We start from the raw sequence: 17,396 nt of genomic DNA on the forward strand, positions 1-17,396 counted from the left end.
ACGCTCAGGTGCTGCTCTCGAATCATCTTGACGATCTGCACCTTGAACGCCGCATCGAACGATCGCCTGGTCTTGGCTTTGGTCATTTCTATTCCTCTCAGACATTGATTTCCCTCATCGGGATGTCTTTTGAAATTAGACCAGCACAGAGCACGAAACACCGGTGCGCGATGCACAGGCCCCGGGCCCTCATCCCTGCCTTCTCCCAGAGGGAGAAGGAGCAAAACCGGAATCACCAGCGTCGTTCTCCGCATGATTCCCTCTCCCAGAGGGAGAGGGTGCAAGAAGTCCCCGCCAGGAGAGGCTTAGCGACTGCAACACATGCTCAGGCGTAGCCGGCGCCTCCAGCACCACAGCCCGCCCCGGCCGCGCGAAAGCGACCGCGTCGCGCAAAGCCTCATACACGCTGATCGCCAGCATCAGCGGGGGCTCGCCCACGGCCTTGCTGCCGAAGACGTTGTCCTCGCGGTTCGGTTCGGGCCAGAAATCCACCTTGAAGTGTTCGGGCACGTCGCCGGTTGCGGGGATTTTGTAGGTGCTGGGCGCGTGGGTGCTCAAGAGGCCCTTGTCGTTCCACACCAGTTGTTCGGTCGTGAGCCAGCCCATGCCCTGGATAAAGCCGCCCTCGATCTGGCCGATGTCGATGGCCGGGTTGATGCTGGTGCCCACGTCGTGCAGGATGTCGACCTTGAGCACGCGGCTTTCGCCGGTCAGCGTGTCGATGGCGACTTCGGTGCAGGCGGCGCCGTAGGCGAAGTAATAAAACGGCCGGCCGGTGAGTGTGGCCTTGTCGTAGTGGATTTTCGGCGTGCGGTAAAAGCCGTCGCTCCACAGCTGGATGCGGTTGGCGTAGGCCAGCTTCACGACTTCGGTGAAGGGCCGCGCGCCGGCGGGGGTGATAACTTCGCCGCCTTCAAACTGCACGGCGCCCGCGCCGCAGCGGTCCAGGCCGGCGACGAACTGCGCGAGGTTGTCGCGTACATTGCGCGCGGCGTACTGCGCGGCGCGCGCGTTGAGGTCGGTGCCGGCCGATGCGGCGGTGGCCGAGGCATTCGGGATTTTGCTGGTGTCGCTGGCGGTGGCCAGCACCTGCGCCAGCGGCACGCCGAGTTCGTCGGCCACGATCTGCGCGACCTTGGTGTTCAAGCCCTGGCCCATCTCGGTGCCGCCGTGGTTCACCTGCACGCTGCCGTCGGTGTAGACATGCACCAGCGCGCCGGCCTGGTTGAACAGCGTGGCGGTAAACGAGATGCCGAACTTGACGGGCGTGATGGCGATGCCGCGCTGGATGACGGGGCTGGTTTTGTTCCAGGCGGCGATGGTTTTGCGCCGCTGGCGGTATTGCGAGGACTGCTCCAGTTTGGCCAGCAGCGGCTCGAGGATGTTGTCCTCGACCTTCATCTGGTAATGCGTGGTGTCGCGCTCGCCGATGCCGTAGAGGTTGCGTTTACGCACGTCCAGCGCATCAAGCCCCAGGGTGCGCGCGATGTCGCCCATGATGGCCTCGATCACGATCATGCCCTGCGGGCCGCCGAAGCCGCGGAAGGCGGTGTTGCTTTGTGTGTTGGTTTTGCAGCGGTAGGACGCGATCTCCACGTCCTCCAGGAAGTAGGCATTGTCGGCATGGAAGACCGCGCGGTCGGCCACCGGGCCCGAGAGGTCGGCGCTGAAGCCGCAGTTCACCGCCATCGTGAGCTTGAGGCCGGTGAGCCGACCGGTGGCGTCAAAGCCCACGTCGTATTCATAGGCGAAGGGATGCCGCTTGCCGGTCACCAGGAAGTCGTCGTCGCGGTCCAGCCGCAGCTTGACCGGGCAGTGCAGCTTGTGCGCGGCAATGGCGGCCCAGACGGCCATCTGGCCCGACTGGGTTTCCTTGCCGCCGAAACCGCCGCCCATGCGCCGGCATTCGACGCGCACTGCATGGTTGGCAATGCCCAGCGCATGGGAGACCCAGTGCTGGATCTCGCCGGGGTGCTGGGTGCTGGAATAGACCAGCCATTGCTGCTGCTCCTGCGGCACGACGTAGGCGACCTGGCCTTCAAGGTAGAAATGTTCCTGGCCGCCGACTTCGAGCGTGCCGTGCAGTGTGTGCGCCGCTTTTTTAAGGGCCGCTGCCGCGTCGCCGCGTTTGACGAAGACCGGCGGCAGCACATAACTTTCGGCCTTGAGCGCGTCCTGCACCTTGAGCAGGGCGGGCAGGGGCTCAATCTTGCACACCACCTTGCGCGCGGCGCGGCGCGCCTGCATGACGGTGCCGGCCAGCACCACGCCAATCACCTGGCCTATGTGCTGCACGGTCTCCCGCGCGAACACCGGCTCGTCATGCGAAAAATTCCCCAGCAGCGGGTCGCCCGGGATGTCGCGCGCGAGGATCACGTCGCGCACACCGGGCATGGCCAGGGCTGCGGCGGTGTCCACGCCCAGCAGCTTGCCGTGCGCCACGGTGGACAGGATGGGCGCGGCATGCAGCGTGCCGCGCACTTCGGGAATGTCGTCGACATAGGTGGCGGCGCCGGCGACTTGCGCGCGGGCGCTTTCATGCGGCGTGGAGCGGCCGGCGGCGCGTGCGTGGGCGGGCAGGCGGGCCAGCGATGTTTTTTCGGCCGGGTCGGCGGGTGGCAGGCCGTCGGCGCGCGCATTGGCCGCGCGCACCTCCGGGTCGGCCACGGCATCGCGGCTCACGGAAATGTCTTTGGCGGCGTTCATGCGGCTTCCTCCAGCCGGAAGGAGGCGAGGTTGATTTGCTGCAAGCCCTGGCTTTCTAGCCAGTAGCGCTGCAGCAAATTGCCCAGCACCTCGCTGCGGTAGGCGGCGGAGGCGCGCATGTCGGAGATCGGCGAAAACTCGGCGCGCAAGGTGGCGATGGCCTGGCGGACGGTGGCCTGGGTCCAGGGCTGGCCTGTGAGCGCCGCTTCGGTTTTGACGGCGCGCACCGGCGTGGCGGCGACACCGCCCGCGCCTATCGAGGCGGCGATGACTTTGCCGTTTTCCACTTGCAGATTGATGGCCAGGCAGACGGCGGAGATGTCGTCGTCGTAGCGTTTGGAGATTTTGTAGACCCTTAGCCGTTCCGGCCCCTCACCCCAGCCCTCTCCCCAGGGGGGCGAGGGAGCAATACCGTCCTTCTTGTCTTTCTCTTCAGTCCCCTCTCCCTCTGGGAGAGGGTTAGGGTGAGGGCTCTGCGGCCTGGGCACCTTCACCCACGCCAGCACCTCATCCGCCGCCATGACATTCTTGCGGTACCCGGTGTAGAGCTTCTCCAGCGGCATCTCCCGGTGCCCGCGCACGCTCATCAGCACCACGTTCGCCCCCAGCGCAATCAGCAGCGGCATCGAATCGCCAATCGGCGAACCATTGGCGACGTTGCCGCCCAGGGTGCCCGAGTTGCGCACCGGCAGGCCGGCAAAGCGGGCCGCGAAGTTGTGCAGTTGCGGCCGGTCTTTGACCAGCGCGGCGTAGGCGTCGGCCAGCGTCACGGCGGCGCCTATCGCGATGTGCTGCGGGTACTGTTCAATGCGCCGCAACTCTTGCACCTGGGTGACGTCGAGCACCCGGCCGAATTCCATGTGTAGCTTGGTGACCCACAGGCCCACGTCGGTGCAGCCGGCGACGAGTTGGGCTTCGGGATGGTTGGCGCGCGCTTGCAACAAGCCGGCCAAGGTCCGTGGGGCCAGGTAGCCGGCTTCGGTGACGCCCGGTTCGGCGCGAACGGTTTGCAGCTGGCGCAGCAGGGCGGTTTCGTTGATCTTCACGGGCGGTAGCGCGGCCATGGCCTGCGCGGCATTGAGGATGGGCCGGTAACCCGTGCAGCGGCACAGGTTGCCCGAGAGTTCTTCCTGCGCCAGTTCGCGGCTGATGGGCTCGCCCTTGCACACGTGGTTTTGGTACATGCCGAACAGGCTCATGACAAAGCCCGGGGTGCAGAAGCCGCATTGGCTGCCGTGCTGGTCGACCATGGCTTGTTGTGCGGGGTGCAGGGCACCCTCATGGGCAATATCCTCTACTGTCCATAGCGCCATGCCATCAATCGAATGCGCCAGCCGTATGCAGCTGTTGATGGCGCGGTACCTGACCTGCCCGCCGTCCGTCTCGCCCAGAACCACGGTGCAGGCGCCGCAATCGCCTTCGCCGCAGCCTTCCTTGGTGCCGGTGCAGGCCAGGTCCTCGCGCAGCAGCTCCAGCAGGGTGCGGCTGGGTGGTACATTGCTGACGGAAACAACTTCGCCCCGCCTGATGAAGCGGATGGGTCTGGATAAAGGTGGGACAGCCATGCTTCAGGTTAAACAGTCGCGCCGCGGCCGGCATACAAAAGCCCGTATCGGCCGCATGGGTGAAAAGGTATGAAAGACCAGGCGCTTTTCGACAAGATAGACCTCCATCTCATCAGGGTCTTGAACACCGTGCTTGTTGAACGCAGCGTATCACGCGCCGCCATCCGCCTGGGTATGTACCAGCCCGCCGTCAGCGCGGCGCTCAAGCGCCTGCGCGCGCTGGCCGGAGACCCCATCCTGGTGCGTTCAGGCGCGGGCATGGTGCCCACCGACGCCGGGCTGCGCATGATTGAGCCCTCGGCCAGCATCCTGCGCGCGGCCGGCATGCTGTTCAGCGATGCCCGGGGCTTTGACCCGGCCACCGCCGACGTCACCTTTCGTCTCGCGGCCAGCGACTACCTCGACCCCCTGTTCCTGCCGCAGCTGGTCGCGCAGATCAAGGCCCAGGCGCCGCGCTGCCGCATCGACATCCACCCGCTGTCGGCCGACTCCGACTACCGCGCGCAACTGGCCCAGGGCGAGGCCGACATCGTGATCGGCAACTGGGCCGCGCCGCCCGACGACCTGCACATGGCGCGCCTCTTCGGCGACGAGGTGGTCTGCCTGGTCGCCAAAGACCACCCGGCCGTGCGCCGCGGCTGGGACACCGCCACCTGGCTGGAGGCCGAGCACATTGCGCCTTCGGCCCTGCACCCAGGCGCCAAGGGCGTGATCGACGAGCACCTGGACACGCTGGGCCTGTCGCGCAACATCACGGTGCGCTGCCCGCATTTCGGCCTGATGCCGTCCATGGTGGCATCGAGCTTGCTGGTGATGACCACCGGCCGCCAGTACTGCGAGCGTTTTGCGGGCATATTGCCCGTCAAAATACTGCCCAGCCCGATTGCCTTTCCCCGCATGATGTATTACCAGCTCTGGCACGAACGCACGCACGCCTCGAATGCCGCCAAATGGCTGCGCGAGCGGGTCAAGTCGGTGGCGTCCACGCTGCGCAAGGACTAGCGCGTGGCGGGCCCGGCCGGCGTGCGTGAAGCCATAAGACAATAGCGGGCACGGAAAAACAGCAGACACAGAAGACGAAAAACGGGATACCAAGAGACACATGACCGCCACACCGCCATCGACAGCCAGCCCGTCCGGGCCGCCCCCGCGGCTGCGGCTTGCGGGCATCACCAAAAGCTATCCCGGCGTGGTGGCCAACAGCGGCATCTCGCTGGCCGTGCGGCCCGGTGAAATCCATGCCGTGCTCGGCGAAAACGGGGCGGGCAAGTCCACCCTGATGAAGATCATCTACGGCTCCGTCAGGCCGGATGCCGGCAGCGTGGAGGTGGACGGCAAGCCGGTGACGGTGCGCAACCCGCACGAGGCGCGGGCGCTGGGCATCAGCATGGTGTTCCAGCATTTCAGCCTGTTCGATACGCTCACGGTGGCCGAAAACGTCTGGCTGGGGCTGGACAAACATTTAAGCCTGGCCGAGGTGTCCAAACGCATCACCGAAACCACGCAAGCCTACGGCCTGCAACTGGACCCGACGCGGCCGGTGCACACGCTCAGCGTGGGCGAGCGCCAGCGCGTGGAGATCGTGCGCGCGCTGCTCACGCATCCCAAGCTCTTGATCCTGGACGAACCCACCTCGGTGCTGACGCCGCAGGCGGTCGAGAACCTCTTTGTCACCCTGCGCCAGCTGGCCGCGCAGGGCTGCAGCATTTTGTACATCAGCCACAAGCTGCATGAAATCCGAGCGCTGTGCACCGCCTGCACGGTGCTGCGCGGCGGCAAGGTCTCGGGCGAATGCGACCCGCGCCAGGAATCCAACGCATCATTGAGCCGCCTGATGATTGGCGCCGAGCCGCCCGCGCTGGAGCACCGCGAAGTAAGCGCCGGCGCCGTGGTGCTGGACGTCAGGCAGCTGGACCTGCCCAAAGAGGAACAGTTCGGCGTCGACCTGCAGCAGATCGCCCTGCAGGTGCGCGCCGGCGAGGTGGTCGGCATTGCCGGGGTCTCGGGCAATGGGCAGAAGGAATTGCTCTACGCGCTGTCGGGTGAAGACACCCGCGCCGCCGGCGATGCCATCGCGGTCAAGGGCCAGCCCGTGGGCAAGATGGGGCCGCACCACCGCCGCGCGCTGGGCCTGCACTTTGTGCCGGAGGAGCGTCTGGGTCGCGGCGCCGTGCCAACGCTCTCGCTGGCGCGCAACCTGCTGCTCACGCGCAAGGAGGCCGTGGCCGGCAACGGCTGGCTGAACCGCGGCGCGCTGCAGGCGCAGGCGGCGCGCATCATCGCCGACTACAAGGTCAAGTCGGGCGGCCCGCAGGCGGTGGCCAAGTCGCTGTCGGGCGGCAACCTGCAGAAATTCATCATGGGCCGCGAGATCGACGCGAAACCCGCGCTGCTCATCGTCTCGCAACCCACCTGGGGCGTGGACGTGGGCGCGGCCACGCAGATACGCGGCGAGCTGCTCAAGCTGCGCGACGCCGGCTGCGCCGTGCTGGTGGTCAGCGAGGAGCTTGAGGAATTGTTCGACATCTGCGACCGGCTCTACGTGATGGCCAAGGGCCAGCTTTCGCCCTCGCTGCCGCGCGCCGACGCCACGGTGGAACGGGTGGGGCAGTGGATGAGCGGGCTGTGGAACCTGTCTCCCGTTCGCACTGAGCCTGTCGAAGTGCCGGCCCCGGCTTCGACAAGCTCAGCCCGAACGGTTCAGGGTATGCAAGGGCTTTCTCCATGAACCCGATGAAGCTTGAAATCCGCCCGCAGCCGTCCTCCTTCTGGAGCTACGCCTCGCCGGTGCTGGCGCTGCTGATCACGGTGCTGATAGGCGTGGCGCTGTTCGTGGCGCTCGGCAAGGACCCGGTCAAGGGCCTGCAGGTCTTCTTTTGGGAACCGATCAAGTCGCCGTATGCCATCGGCGAGCTGCTGGTCAAGGCCACGCCGCTGCTCATCATCGCGCTGGGGCTGGCCGTGTGCTTTCGCTCCAACGTCTGGAACATTGGCGCCGAAGGCCAGTTCGTAATGGGCGCGGTTGCGGCCGGCGGCATCGCGCTGCTGGCGGAAAAAACCACCGGCCCATGGATAGTCCCGGCCGTCCTGCTGGCCGGCATCATGGGCGGCATGGCCTGGGCCGGCATCACGGCCCTGCTGCGCGACCGCTTCAACGCCAACGAAATCCTGGTCAGCCTGATGCTGGTCTACGTGGCCGACATGGTGCTCAACTTCCTGGTCTTCGGCCCCTGGAAGGACCCCAACGGCTACAACTTCCCGCAAACCAAAACCTTCGAGGCCGTGACGCAGATCCCACGCCTCATGCAGGGCTCGCGCGTGAACATCGGCATCATCCTCGCGCTGCTGGGCGTGGCCGGGCTGTGGCTGTTTTTGTTCCGCACCTATGCGGGCTTCCGGCATGAGGTCAGCGGCCTGGCGCCGGCGGCCGCGCGCTATGCGGGCTTTTCGTCGCGGCGCGCGCTGTGGCTGGCGCTGCTGACCTCCGGCGGCGCGGCCGGCCTGGCCGGCGCGCTGGAAGTGGCCGGCCCCATAGGCCAGCTCACGCCCTATGTGCCGGCGGGCTACGGCTTTGCCGCCATCATCGTCGCCTTTGTCGGGCGGCTGCACCCGGTGGGCGTGGTGTTCTCGGCCATCCTGATGAGCATGTTCTACATCGGCGGCGAACTCGCGCAGTCGCGCCTGGGCCTGCCCAAGTCCATCACCGGCGTGTTCCAGGGCCTGCTGCTGTTCAGCCTGCTGGCTTGCGATACGCTGATCGCATATCGCTTGCGGCTGGCCAGACCCGTCCCCATGCCGGTGGCCACGCCGCCGTCTTCCGACGTCCTGAAAGGAGCCGAGTGATGGAGTCGACCGCGCTGCTGATCGCCGCGACGCTGAGCGCCGGCACCGTGCTGGCCATCGCCGCCCTGGGCCTGCTGATCAATGAAAAAGCCGGCATCGTCAACCTGGGCGCCGAGGGCATGATGCTGTGCGCCGCAATCGCCGGCTTTGCCACCGTGGTGCACACCGGCAACAGCTGGCTGGGCTTTGCGGCGGGCATGGCGGCGGGGGCTTTCCTGGCGGCCGTCTTCGGCGTGCTGGTGATCTGGCTCAACACCAACCAGTACGCCACCGGCCTGGCGCTGAGCCTCTTCGGCGCGGGCTTTTCGGCCTTTGCCGGCATCAAGTACGTGCAGGAAAAACTGCCCGAGCAGTCGCACTACCCGATCCCCTTCCTGGCCGACGTCCCGCTGCTGGGCCCGGCGCTGTTCCGCCAGCATCCCATGGTCTACATCGCCATGGCGCTGACGGCCGGGCTCATCTGGTTTTTGTACCGCACGCGCGCCGGCCTGGTGCTGCGCTCGGTCGGCGAAAGCCCTGAATCGGCGCACGCGCTGGGCTACCCGGTGCGGCGCATACGGCTGGCGGCCGTGGTGGCCGGCGGCGCGCTGTGCGGCCTGGCCGGCGCCTATGTGTCGGTGGTCTACACGCCGCTGTGGGTCGAGGGCATGATCGCCGGCAAGGGCTGGATCGCGCTGGCGCTCACCACCTTTGCCACCTGGCGCCCGGCACGGGTGTTGCTTGGTGCCTACCTGTTCGGCGGCGTGACCATGCTGCAGTTCCACCTGCAAAGCCTGGGCGTGAACGTGCCCACGCAGTTTTTGACCATGCTGCCCTACCTGGCCACCATCGTGGTGCTGGTGCTGATCTCGCGCAACCCGCTGTGGATTCGCGTCAACATGCCCAGCTCCATCGGCAAGCCGTTTTACCCCGGCGCCTGATGGCGCAGGCCCGCCAAACCACCGCATAATTGCTTTTTCTTCCCATTTCACCTTCCCATAACGAAAGCGAGCTCACATGACTGACCTGCAAAAACGTTCCCTGCTCAAGCTGGCGGCCCTGTCCGCGGTGGCTGCGGCGGCCCTTGTGGGTTGCGGCAAAAAGGAAGAGGCTGCTCCGGCGGCCGCGCCCGCGGCTGCGGCCCCCGCCGCCAAGGCCGAGCCCCTGAAAATCGCGTTCGCCTACGTCGGCCCTGTGGGCGACGGCGGCTGGACCTATGCGCACGACAACGGCCGCAAGGCCGTGCAGAAAGAATTCGGCGACCGCGTCGTCACCAGCTTCGTCGAAAAAGTGCCTGAGTCGGCCGACGCCGAACGCGTGATCCGCGACATGGCGGCCCAGGGCAACAAGCTGATCTTCGGCACCACCTTCGGCTACATGGAGCCCATGCTCAAGGTCGCCGGCGACACCAAGGACGTGAAGTTCGAGCACGCCACCGGCTACAAGCAGGCCGACAACATGCGCACCTACGACAGCCGCACCTACGAGGGCGCCTACATGGCCGGCGTGATCGCCGGCAAGATGAGCAAGACCGGCACGCTGGGTGTGGTCGGCTCGGTGCCGATTCCCGAAGTGGTGCGCAACATCAACAGCTTCACGCTGGGCGCGCAGTCGGTCAACCCCAAGGTCAAGACCAAGGTGGTGTGGGTCAATGAATGGTTCAACCCGCCCAAGGAAACCGAAGCCGCTACCGCCCTGATCAACGGCGGCGCCGACGTGCTGTTCCAGAACACCGACTCCTCCGCCGTGCTGCAGACCGCCGAAAAAATGGGCAAGCGCGCCTTCGGCTGGGATTCGGACATGACCGCCTACGGCCCCAAGGCCCACCTGGCATCGGCCGTGATCAACTGGGGCCCTTACTACATCAAGGCCGTGGGTGAGGCACTCGACGGCAAATGGACCGGCAACACCGCCTCCTGGTGGGGCGTCAAGGAAGGCGCGATCGACATCGTGTCGATTGCCGCCGACGTGCCCGACGAGACCAAAAAACGCATCGATGAAGTCAAGGCCGGCCTGAAGGACGGCAGCTTCTCGATCTGGAAGGGCCCGATCACCGACAACACCGGCAAGGAACTGCTGGCCAAGGACGTGGTAGCTGATGACAAATTCCTGGGCGGCCTGAAGACCTATGTGAAGGGTGTTGAGGGCAAGGTTCCGGGGAACTGATAGCGTGTTTCACTCCCTCTCCCTCTGGGAGAGGGCAGGGGTGAGGGCCAGCGGCGGTTGCAATGTCAATACAGCATGCCGGCGCACAGCCCCCATCCCAACCTTCCCCCAGCGGGGGAAGGAGGAAAGCGCTGCCTTCGGGCAGCTTTTTGTTTTGTGGGAGCCAATATGACTTTTGCTGTTAAACCCGTCGCTGCCGACCGCCTGCCCGCGCTGCTGGCCGGCATGCCCAAGGCCGAGCTGCACATGCACATCGAAGGCTCGCTGGAGCCAGAGCTGATCTTCGAACTTGCTAGCCGCAATAAGGTGCAGATTCCCTACGCCAGCGTCGAAGAGTTGCGCAGCGCCTACGCCTTCACCAACCTGCAGAGCTTTCTCGACATCTACTACGCCGGCGCCAGCGTGCTGATCACTGGGCAGGATTTTTACGACATGGCGCAGGCCTACCTGCGCAAGGCCGCGGCCGACAATGTGGTGCACACCGAGATGTTTTTCGACCCGCAGACGCATACCGCGCGCGGCGTCAGCATGGAAACCGTCATCACCGGCCTGCACCGCGCCTGCGTGGATGCCCAGGCCGAACTCGGCGTCAGCGCCTCGCTGATCCTGTGTTTCCTGCGCCACCTCAGTGAAGAGGAGGCGTTTGAAACGCTGGAGCAGGCCCTGCCGTTCCGCGACAAGTTCATCGGCATAGGCCTGGATTCCGGCGAGGTCGGCAACCCGCCCGAGAAGTTCGCGCGTGTTTTCGCTCGCTGCCGCGAGCTGGGTTTTCACCTGGTCGCCCATGCCGGTGAGGAAGGCCCGCCCGAATACGTCTGGACGGCGCTGGACGTGTTGAAAGTCGAGCGCGTGGACCATGGCGTGCGCTCCAGCCGCGACGCGCTGCTGATGCAGCGCCTGGCGCGCGACCGCATCGCGCTGACCGTGTGCCCGCTGTCCAACCTCAAGCTTTGCGTGTTTCCCGACCTGGCCAGCCACAACCTGCGCGAGCTGGTGGACGCCGGCCTGGCCGCCACCGTCAACTCGGACGACCCGGCTTACTTCGGCGGCTACATGAACGACAACTTCCTGCAGACCTTCGCCGCCACCGGCATGGACGCGCGCCATGCCTATACGCTGGCGCGCAACAGCTTTGAGGCCAGTTTTATCGATGCCTCCGCCAAGGCGCGTTATGTCGACCGCCTCAACGAGAGCTTTGAGCGCTTCAATTAAGGGCGGCGGGGGTATTCAGGCGGCTGCCAGCCTGCGCGGCGGTCCAAACGTATGATCCGGGTAGAACCCTGAAGCAAGCAAGGACCCCGGGCATGGCATCGACACCGCACGCACAACAAGCGCCATCCGCCGCATTGCACGGCGCCTGGCCCATCGCCCTGGCCGGCCTGGTCGCACTGGCCGTCGCCATGGGCATAGGCCGCTTTGCCTTCACGCCGCTCTTGCCCATGATGCTGAGCGACGGTGTGGTCGACCTGCCCACCGCAAGCTGGCTGGCCAGTGCCAACTACTTCGGCTACATGCTGGGCGCGATTCTCTGCACCTTGCAGCCCTGGCTCTGGGCGCGTTTCAAATGGCTGCCCTCGCTGGCCTATTCCTCGCTGGTGCGCGGCGGGCTGATTGCCACGGCCGTGCTCACGCTGACCATGGGCTGGCACTTTCCCGCCCTCTGGCCATTGCTGCGCTTCGCGGCGGGTGTGACCAGCGCTGTGGTGTTTGTGTTCACTTCGGGCTGGTGTCTGTCGCAGCTGGCCAGGCGCGGCGTGCCCGCGATGGGCGGCATCATCTATGTCGGCCCGGGCGCCGGCATCCTGGTCAGCGGCCTGTTTGCCACCGGCATGGTGGCCTGGCACTGGACGGCGGCCACGGGCTGGATGCTGTTCGGCGCGCTGTCGTTTGTGCTGGCCGCCTCGGTGTGGCACATCCTGCGCGGCGGCGACGAGCGCCTGGTCGCGCTGGCGCCGCGCGCCGCCCCCTTGCCCGGCGCGGCGCCCCAGCACCACGGCCATGCCGAAATGACGCTGCTGACGCTGGCCTACGGCCTGGCCGGTTTCGGCTACATCATCACCGCCACCTTTTTGCCGGTGATCGCGCGCGCGGCCTTGCCGGGCTCGGCCTGGCTGGACATGTTCTGGCCCATCTTCGGCCTGGGGGTCATGATTGGCGCGCTGCTGGCCACGCGGCTGCCGCCCGGCAAGGATTTCCGTTTGCTGCTGGCCGGCTGCTACGTGCTGCAGGCCCTGGGCATTGCCGCCAGCCTTTGGAGCCCCAGCCTCGCGGGCTTTGCCATCGGCAGCCTGATGCTGGGCATCCCGTTCACCGCCATCACCTTTTTTGCGATGCAGGAAGTGCGCCGCCTCAAACCCGCCACGGCCGCCAGCTTCATGGGCCTGCTGACGGCCACCTACGGCATCGGCCAGATCCTCGGCCCCCCGCTGGTCGCCGTGCTGCTGCGCCACACGCCCAACGCGGGCGCAGGCTTCACGATCTCGCTGGAAATCGCCGCCGCCACGCTGGTGGTGGGCGCGGCGCTCTACATCTGGATGGCCAAGGCTTACCCGGTGCTGCGCGCGCTGCCGGCCGGCCATGCCGCGGCCGGCAAATAAGCCAGGCGCTTTATTTTCAGCCCGGGCCGGGCTGCTGCACCAGCGCCATGGCGAACTTGCCGCCGCCCACCGACCAGTCCGAGTAGTCGTTCTCGTGCATGAAGATGAAGACGTCGTCGGGCGCCACGCCGGCATTGGCCTTCAGGTTGCGGGCGATGGCCGCGTAGAGGGCGCGTTTCATCGCGTCGCTGCGGCCGCGCCGCAGCGTGATTTCGACGACCACCGGCCGCTCCGAGCGCGCCATGCCGTTGAAAGTCCGGTTGAAGAAAAACTGCTGCGCGTCGTAATCGCTCACCAGGTTGAACAGCTCGTCTTCAGGCATGCCTATGCTTTCGACCAGGGCCTGGTGTATGCCGTCGACGATGCCTTGCCGATGTGCCGGGCTGGTACTCTGGTGGACGTTGGTGCGGATGAAGGGCATGTGATTTTTCCTCAATTAAAGTAAATGGCTGGTGCGAATTCTGGCAATTGGGCGTAGTGCGGACAAACGATTTGTCTGCACGTTGTATGTGCCATAAACTCACATCATGAAGCGCCGTCTCCCGCCCTTGAACGCCTTGCGTGCCTTTGAGGCCGCCGCCCGCCTGGGCCGCATGACGGCCGCCGCGGAAGAACTCTCGGTCACACCCGGCGCCATCAGCCGGCAGGTGCGGCAACTGGAGCAGGCGCTGGGTGTGCCGCTGTTCGAAGGCGCCAAAAACAAGCCGCAGCTGACAGCCGCCGGCGCCTCGCTGTGGCCGGCGCTATCGGCCGCGCTGGACCAGATGGAAACGGCCGTGCGTGAAGTGCGCAGCGGCGAGTCCGGCACGCTGGATGTGTCCTGCTTCAGCACCTTCACCGTCAAATGGCTGATTCCGCGCCTTTACGAATTCAACGCCTCGCACCCGGATACCGAAATCCGCCTCAGCGCGACCGGGGATGCGGTGGACCTGGACCGCGGCCGTTACGACCTCGTCATCACGGTCGCCGAACGCGGCAGCCCCGCCTCGGCCGCCTTGCTGCCGCTGTTTGTCGAGCGCCTGGGGCCTGTCATGGCGCCCGCGCTGGCGGCCAGGGGGGATGTGCGCCAGCCCCAGGATCTGGCCGGCCTGCCGCTGCTGCACACCAAAACCCGGCCCGAGGCGTGGCAAGCCTGGTGCGAGTCCCGGGGTGCCGGTTTCCCGGTTCAGGGCGGCCCGGCCTTCGAGCACTATTACTTCACGCTGGAGGCCGCGGTGGGCGGGCTGGGCGTCTGCATCGCGCCCTGGCACTTGGTGATGGACGACCTGCGGGCCGGCCGCCTGGTGGCGCCGCTGGGCTTTGCGGAAAGTGACTACCAATATGTGGCCATGCGCCGGGTCGGGCCGCACGCGCGGCTGGACAGTTTCTGCGGCTGGCTGCAAGAGCAGGCGCGCGAGATGCCCGTGCCTTGAGGCCGAAATCCGTCCCCAAATCCCCTGAAATCCCGCCATTCGGCCTGAACCGCTAAAATCAGGGCCTTCAGCGTGCTGTCCCGGCGCGCCCGCATCCTGTTTCTTCCGGGGCCATGTAGAGGACTACCATGTATAAAAACCTCGCGACCCCCGGTCTTTCGGCTTGTGTGGGCGCCTGTTTTATTTCTCCCGTTTCATCCCTTGTTTCGCACTGGCCATTGCCTGGGGCGGGCTGCGGCCGTGGCCGCGCGAAGGCCGCGCCATGAGCTACCAGGTCAAGGAAATTTTCTACACGCTGCAGGGTGAGGGCGCCAACGCCGGGCGGCCCGCGGTGTTTTGCCGCTTCGCCGGCTGCAATCTCTGGTCCGGCCGCGAGCAGGACCGCGCCACCGCCGTCTGCCAGTTCTGCGACACCGACTTTGTCGGCACCAACGGCACGCTGGGCGGCAAGTTCGCCGATGCGGATGCGCTGGCTGACCGCATTGCCGCGCAGTGGCCGGCCGGTGACAGCGCGCACCGTTTTGTCGTGATGACCGGCGGCGAGCCCTTGTTGCAAGTCGACGTGAAATTGATTGCGGCCCTGCACGTGCGCGGTTTCCAGATCGCCGTCGAAACCAACGGCACCATCGCCGCGCCCGAGGGCATAGACTGGATCTGCGTCAGCCCCAAGGCCGGCGCACCCTGGGTGCAGCGCGCGGGCCAGGAACTGAAAGTGGTCTGGCCCCAGCCGAGTTTTGACCTGGCCGAGCTGGAGGCCGCCGACTTCACGCACCGCTACCTGCAGCCCATGGACAACCCGCAGCGCCAGCACAACACCGAAACCTGCATACAGCTGTGCATGGAGCGCCCGGCCTGGCGCCTGAGCCTGCAGACCCACAAGATCACGGGCATCCGATGAAAAAGCTTCCCACGCCAGAACCCATGCGCTGCGAGATCAGCCAGACTTTTTACTTCGACGCGGCCCACACGCTCAAGCGCGCCATCGAGGCCGAGAGCAGCAAGCGCGTGCACGGCCACACCTACAACGCCGAGGTCTTTGTCGCCGGCGCGCCCGATGCCACCACCGGCATGGTGATGGACCTGGGCCTGGTGCGGCGCGAAATCGCCGTGCTGCGCGAGGAGCTGGACCACCACCTGCTCGACGACGTGAAAGACCTGGGCCCGCCCACGCTGGAAAACCTGTGCCAGTTCATCTTTCGCAAGCTTGATGCGCGTTTGCCGGGGCTGACCTCGGTGCGCGTCTGGCGCGCCTCGCTGGGCGATGGCTGCCGCGTGAGCCGCTGAAAAACTTCACCTAGCTCTCTGTGGTGGCGTAGGCCTGAGCCCGTTTAATCCCCTCTCCCCCTGGGAGAGGGTTAGGGTGAGGGCCAGCGGCGCGCGAAATGCCGCAGCATCATGCAAAGGCCCGGGCCCTCACCCCAGCCCTCTCCCAGAGGGAGAGGGAGCAAGAAGAATCAGCCGCCTGCCTGCGAAATCACCGTCCGCTCAATCACCCGGTCATCCCCCAGCACGATCAGCGCGAACAGCAACTCATCCAGCTTGCCGGCCAGCGCGGTCTTGCGCGCCAGCAACGGCGTGGCCTGCGGGTTGAGGATCACGAAGTCGGCCTCGCAGCCCGGCTGCAGGTTGCCGACCACGCCATCCAGCCCCAGCGCGCGCGCCGCACCCGCCGCGTGCTGCCACCACAGCTGCTGCGGAGAAAGCGAGAGGCCGGGCTTGGTCTGCCCTTCCCGGCCCACGTAATAGGCCGCGAGCATGGTGTGGAAGGGGCTGAAAGAAGTGCCGCCGCCCACGTCGCTGGCCAGACCATAGGGAAAGCCGATGCGATCCGCGCCCTCGTAGTCAAAAAACCCGCTGCCCAGAAAGAGGTTGCTGGTCGGGCTGACGGCTGCGGCCGTGCCGGTGGCGCGCATCAGCGCGCGGTCTTCGTCGTCGATGTGGATGCAGTGCGCATACACGGCGCGCGGGCGCAACAGGCCGAACTGTTCATAGACGCCCAAATAACTGCGCGCCTCGGGATAGAGCTTGTGCACCCAGGCGATTTCGTCCTTGTTCTCGGCGACGTGGGATTGAATCCAGACGTCGGGGTATTTGGCGGCCAGTTCGCCGGCGCCGCGCAACTGCGCTTCGCTGCAGCTGGGCACAAAACGCGGCGTGATGGCATAACCCAGGCGGTCCACGCCGTGCCAGCGCTGGATCAGCGCCTCGGTGTCCACCAGGCTTTGCGCGGTGTCGTCGCGCACACCCTCGGGCGAGTTCTGGTCCATCAGGCATTTGCCGGTCATCAGGCGCAGGCTGTTTTTTTGCGCGGCGCTGAACAAGGCGTTGACGGAGCCGGTGTGCGAGGTCGCAAAGGCCAGCGCGGTGGTCACGCCGTTGCGCAGCAGCTCGGCCAGGAAAAAATCCGCGGCCTCCGCGCTGTGCTCGGTGCCGGAGAAACGGCTTTCCTCGGGAAAAGTGTAGTTCTCCAGCCAGGGCAGCAGGCCGTCGGCCGGCGAGCCGATCACGTCGAGCTGCGGGTAGTGGATGTGCATGTCCACAAAACCCGGCGCGATGATGCGGCCCGGCAGGTGTTCGGTGGGCACTTCGGCAAAGCGCGATGCCAGCGCCTGGTAGCTGCCCACGGCCTGAACCACCTGGCGGCCTTGCGCATCGGGGCCCACCACCAGCAGGCCGTCGGCCTCATAGGCGGCTTGGGCGGGGCCGGTGAAATACAGGAGGGCGGCGCGGTAGGCTTTCATGGGGGCTAGGTTACCGCAGCTGCCGCACGCGGCGATATGTAAAAACCGATAAGGGCTATCGTGCACCGCCCCCGCCCCGCCCTCTCCCCGGTTCATACCCTCTCCCCCTGGGAGAGGGTTAGGGTGAGGGCCTGCGGCGCACGAAACACCGCCGCGCCATTCCCAAGCCGCCAGCCCTCACCCCTGCCCTCTCCCAGAGGGAGAGGGAGCAAAACTTTATCCCTCTGCCCCGTAGCAGAGTGTGCTGGTCTAATTTCAAAAGACATCCCGATGAGGGAAATCAATGTCTGAGAGGAATAGAAATGACCAAAGCCAAGACCAGGCGATCGTTCGATGCGGCGTTCAAGGTGCAGATCGTCAAGATGATTCGAGAGCAGCACCTGAGCG

The 17,396-nt window shown here is 66.0% G+C and carries 15 protein-coding genes; 10 read left to right on the plus strand and 5 right to left on the minus strand.

Annotated features, from left to right (window positions below):
* Positions 1–189 precede the first annotated feature (189 nt).
* Both xdhB and ACLV74_RS24225 read right to left on the minus strand, forming a co-directional pair.
* Positions 190–2,706 (minus strand): xanthine dehydrogenase molybdopterin binding subunit, encoded by a 2,517-nt coding sequence (gene xdhB, locus ACLV74_RS24220; RefSeq protein ID WP_411881978.1) that lies wholly within the window; start codon positions 2,704–2,706, stop codon positions 190–192.
* On the minus strand, positions 2,703–4,271 hold the full coding sequence (locus tag ACLV74_RS24225; protein ID WP_411881979.1) for a xanthine dehydrogenase small subunit: 1,569 nt from the start codon (positions 4,269–4,271) through the stop codon (positions 2,703–2,705). The genes xdhB and ACLV74_RS24225 overlap by 4 nt, the downstream gene beginning before the upstream one ends.
* 69 nt (positions 4,272–4,340) lie before the next feature.
* Here ACLV74_RS24225 and ACLV74_RS24230 point away from each other — a divergent pair, with 69 nt between their 5' ends.
* From ACLV74_RS24230 to ACLV74_RS24260, 7 genes are all read left to right on the plus strand, one after another.
* Positions 4,341–5,273: a LysR family transcriptional regulator gene (locus tag ACLV74_RS24230; protein WP_411881980.1), complete on the plus strand. Its 933-nt coding sequence runs from the start codon at positions 4,341–4,343 to the stop codon at positions 5,271–5,273.
* A 100-nt stretch (positions 5,274–5,373) separates the two neighbouring features.
* Positions 5,374–6,999 carry an ABC transporter ATP-binding protein gene (locus ACLV74_RS24235; RefSeq protein WP_411881981.1) on the plus strand — a complete coding sequence of 542 codons (1,626 nt, stop codon included), beginning with the start codon at positions 5,374–5,376 and terminating at the stop codon, positions 6,997–6,999.
* A gap of 5 nt (positions 7,000–7,004) precedes the next feature.
* Positions 7,005–8,114, plus strand: coding sequence for an ABC transporter permease (locus ACLV74_RS24240; protein WP_411881991.1), 1,110 nt, complete (start codon positions 7,005–7,007; stop codon positions 8,112–8,114).
* Positions 8,114–9,034, plus strand: coding sequence for an ABC transporter permease (locus tag ACLV74_RS24245; protein WP_411881982.1), 921 nt, complete (start codon positions 8,114–8,116; stop codon positions 9,032–9,034). Before ACLV74_RS24240 ends, ACLV74_RS24245 begins: the two co-directional genes overlap by 1 nt.
* A gap of 76 nt (positions 9,035–9,110) precedes the next feature.
* The gene (locus tag ACLV74_RS24250; RefSeq protein ID WP_411881983.1) at positions 9,111–10,259 is read left to right on the plus strand and encodes a BMP family ABC transporter substrate-binding protein; all 1,149 of its coding nucleotides are present in this window, start codon (positions 9,111–9,113) and stop codon (positions 10,257–10,259) included.
* A 168-nt stretch (positions 10,260–10,427) separates the two neighbouring features.
* A complete protein-coding gene (locus ACLV74_RS24255; RefSeq protein ID WP_411881984.1) occupies positions 10,428–11,471 on the plus strand; it encodes an adenosine deaminase in 1,044 nt (347 codons plus the stop codon).
* 92 nt (positions 11,472–11,563) lie between these two features.
* Complete coding sequence (locus ACLV74_RS24260; protein ID WP_411881985.1) at positions 11,564–12,856, plus strand: YbfB/YjiJ family MFS transporter; 1,293 nt, start codon at positions 11,564–11,566, stop codon at positions 12,854–12,856.
* 16 nt (positions 12,857–12,872) lie between these two features.
* Here ACLV74_RS24260 and ACLV74_RS24265 read toward each other — a convergent pair whose 3' ends face one another.
* A complete protein-coding gene (locus ACLV74_RS24265; RefSeq protein ID WP_411881986.1) occupies positions 12,873–13,277 on the minus strand; it encodes a tautomerase family protein in 405 nt (134 codons plus the stop codon).
* A gap of 106 nt (positions 13,278–13,383) precedes the next feature.
* Here ACLV74_RS24265 and ACLV74_RS24270 point away from each other — a divergent pair, with 106 nt between their 5' ends.
* The 3 genes from ACLV74_RS24270 (at position 13,384) to ACLV74_RS24280 (ending at position 15,552) form a co-directional block, all read left to right on the plus strand.
* On the plus strand, positions 13,384–14,268 hold the full coding sequence (locus tag ACLV74_RS24270) for a LysR substrate-binding domain-containing protein (RefSeq protein WP_411881987.1): 885 nt from the start codon (positions 13,384–13,386) through the stop codon (positions 14,266–14,268).
* 262 nt (positions 14,269–14,530) lie between these two features.
* Positions 14,531–15,166, plus strand: a complete 636-nt coding sequence (gene queE / locus ACLV74_RS24275) for a 7-carboxy-7-deazaguanine synthase (RefSeq protein ID WP_411881988.1) — start codon at positions 14,531–14,533, stop codon at positions 15,164–15,166.
* 23 nt (positions 15,167–15,189) lie between these two features.
* Positions 15,190–15,552: a 6-pyruvoyl trahydropterin synthase family protein gene (locus tag ACLV74_RS24280; RefSeq protein WP_411881992.1), complete on the plus strand. Its 363-nt coding sequence runs from the start codon at positions 15,190–15,192 to the stop codon at positions 15,550–15,552.
* Positions 15,553–15,722: 170 nt separating this feature from the next.
* Here ACLV74_RS24280 and guaD read toward each other — a convergent pair whose 3' ends face one another.
* Entirely contained in the window at positions 15,723–17,009 is a 1,287-nt protein-coding gene (gene guaD, locus ACLV74_RS24285; RefSeq protein ID WP_411881989.1) for a guanine deaminase, read from the minus strand.
* A gap of 92 nt (positions 17,010–17,101) precedes the next feature.
* The coding region (locus ACLV74_RS24290; RefSeq protein WP_411881990.1) for a hypothetical protein at positions 17,102–17,396 on the minus strand (295 nt) is incomplete at its 5' end.

Origin of the sequence: Polaromonas sp. YR568, assembly GCF_943369415.1 — a bacterium.
In the GTDB taxonomy this organism is placed as follows: Bacteria; Pseudomonadota; Gammaproteobacteria; order Burkholderiales; family Burkholderiaceae_C; genus Polaromonas.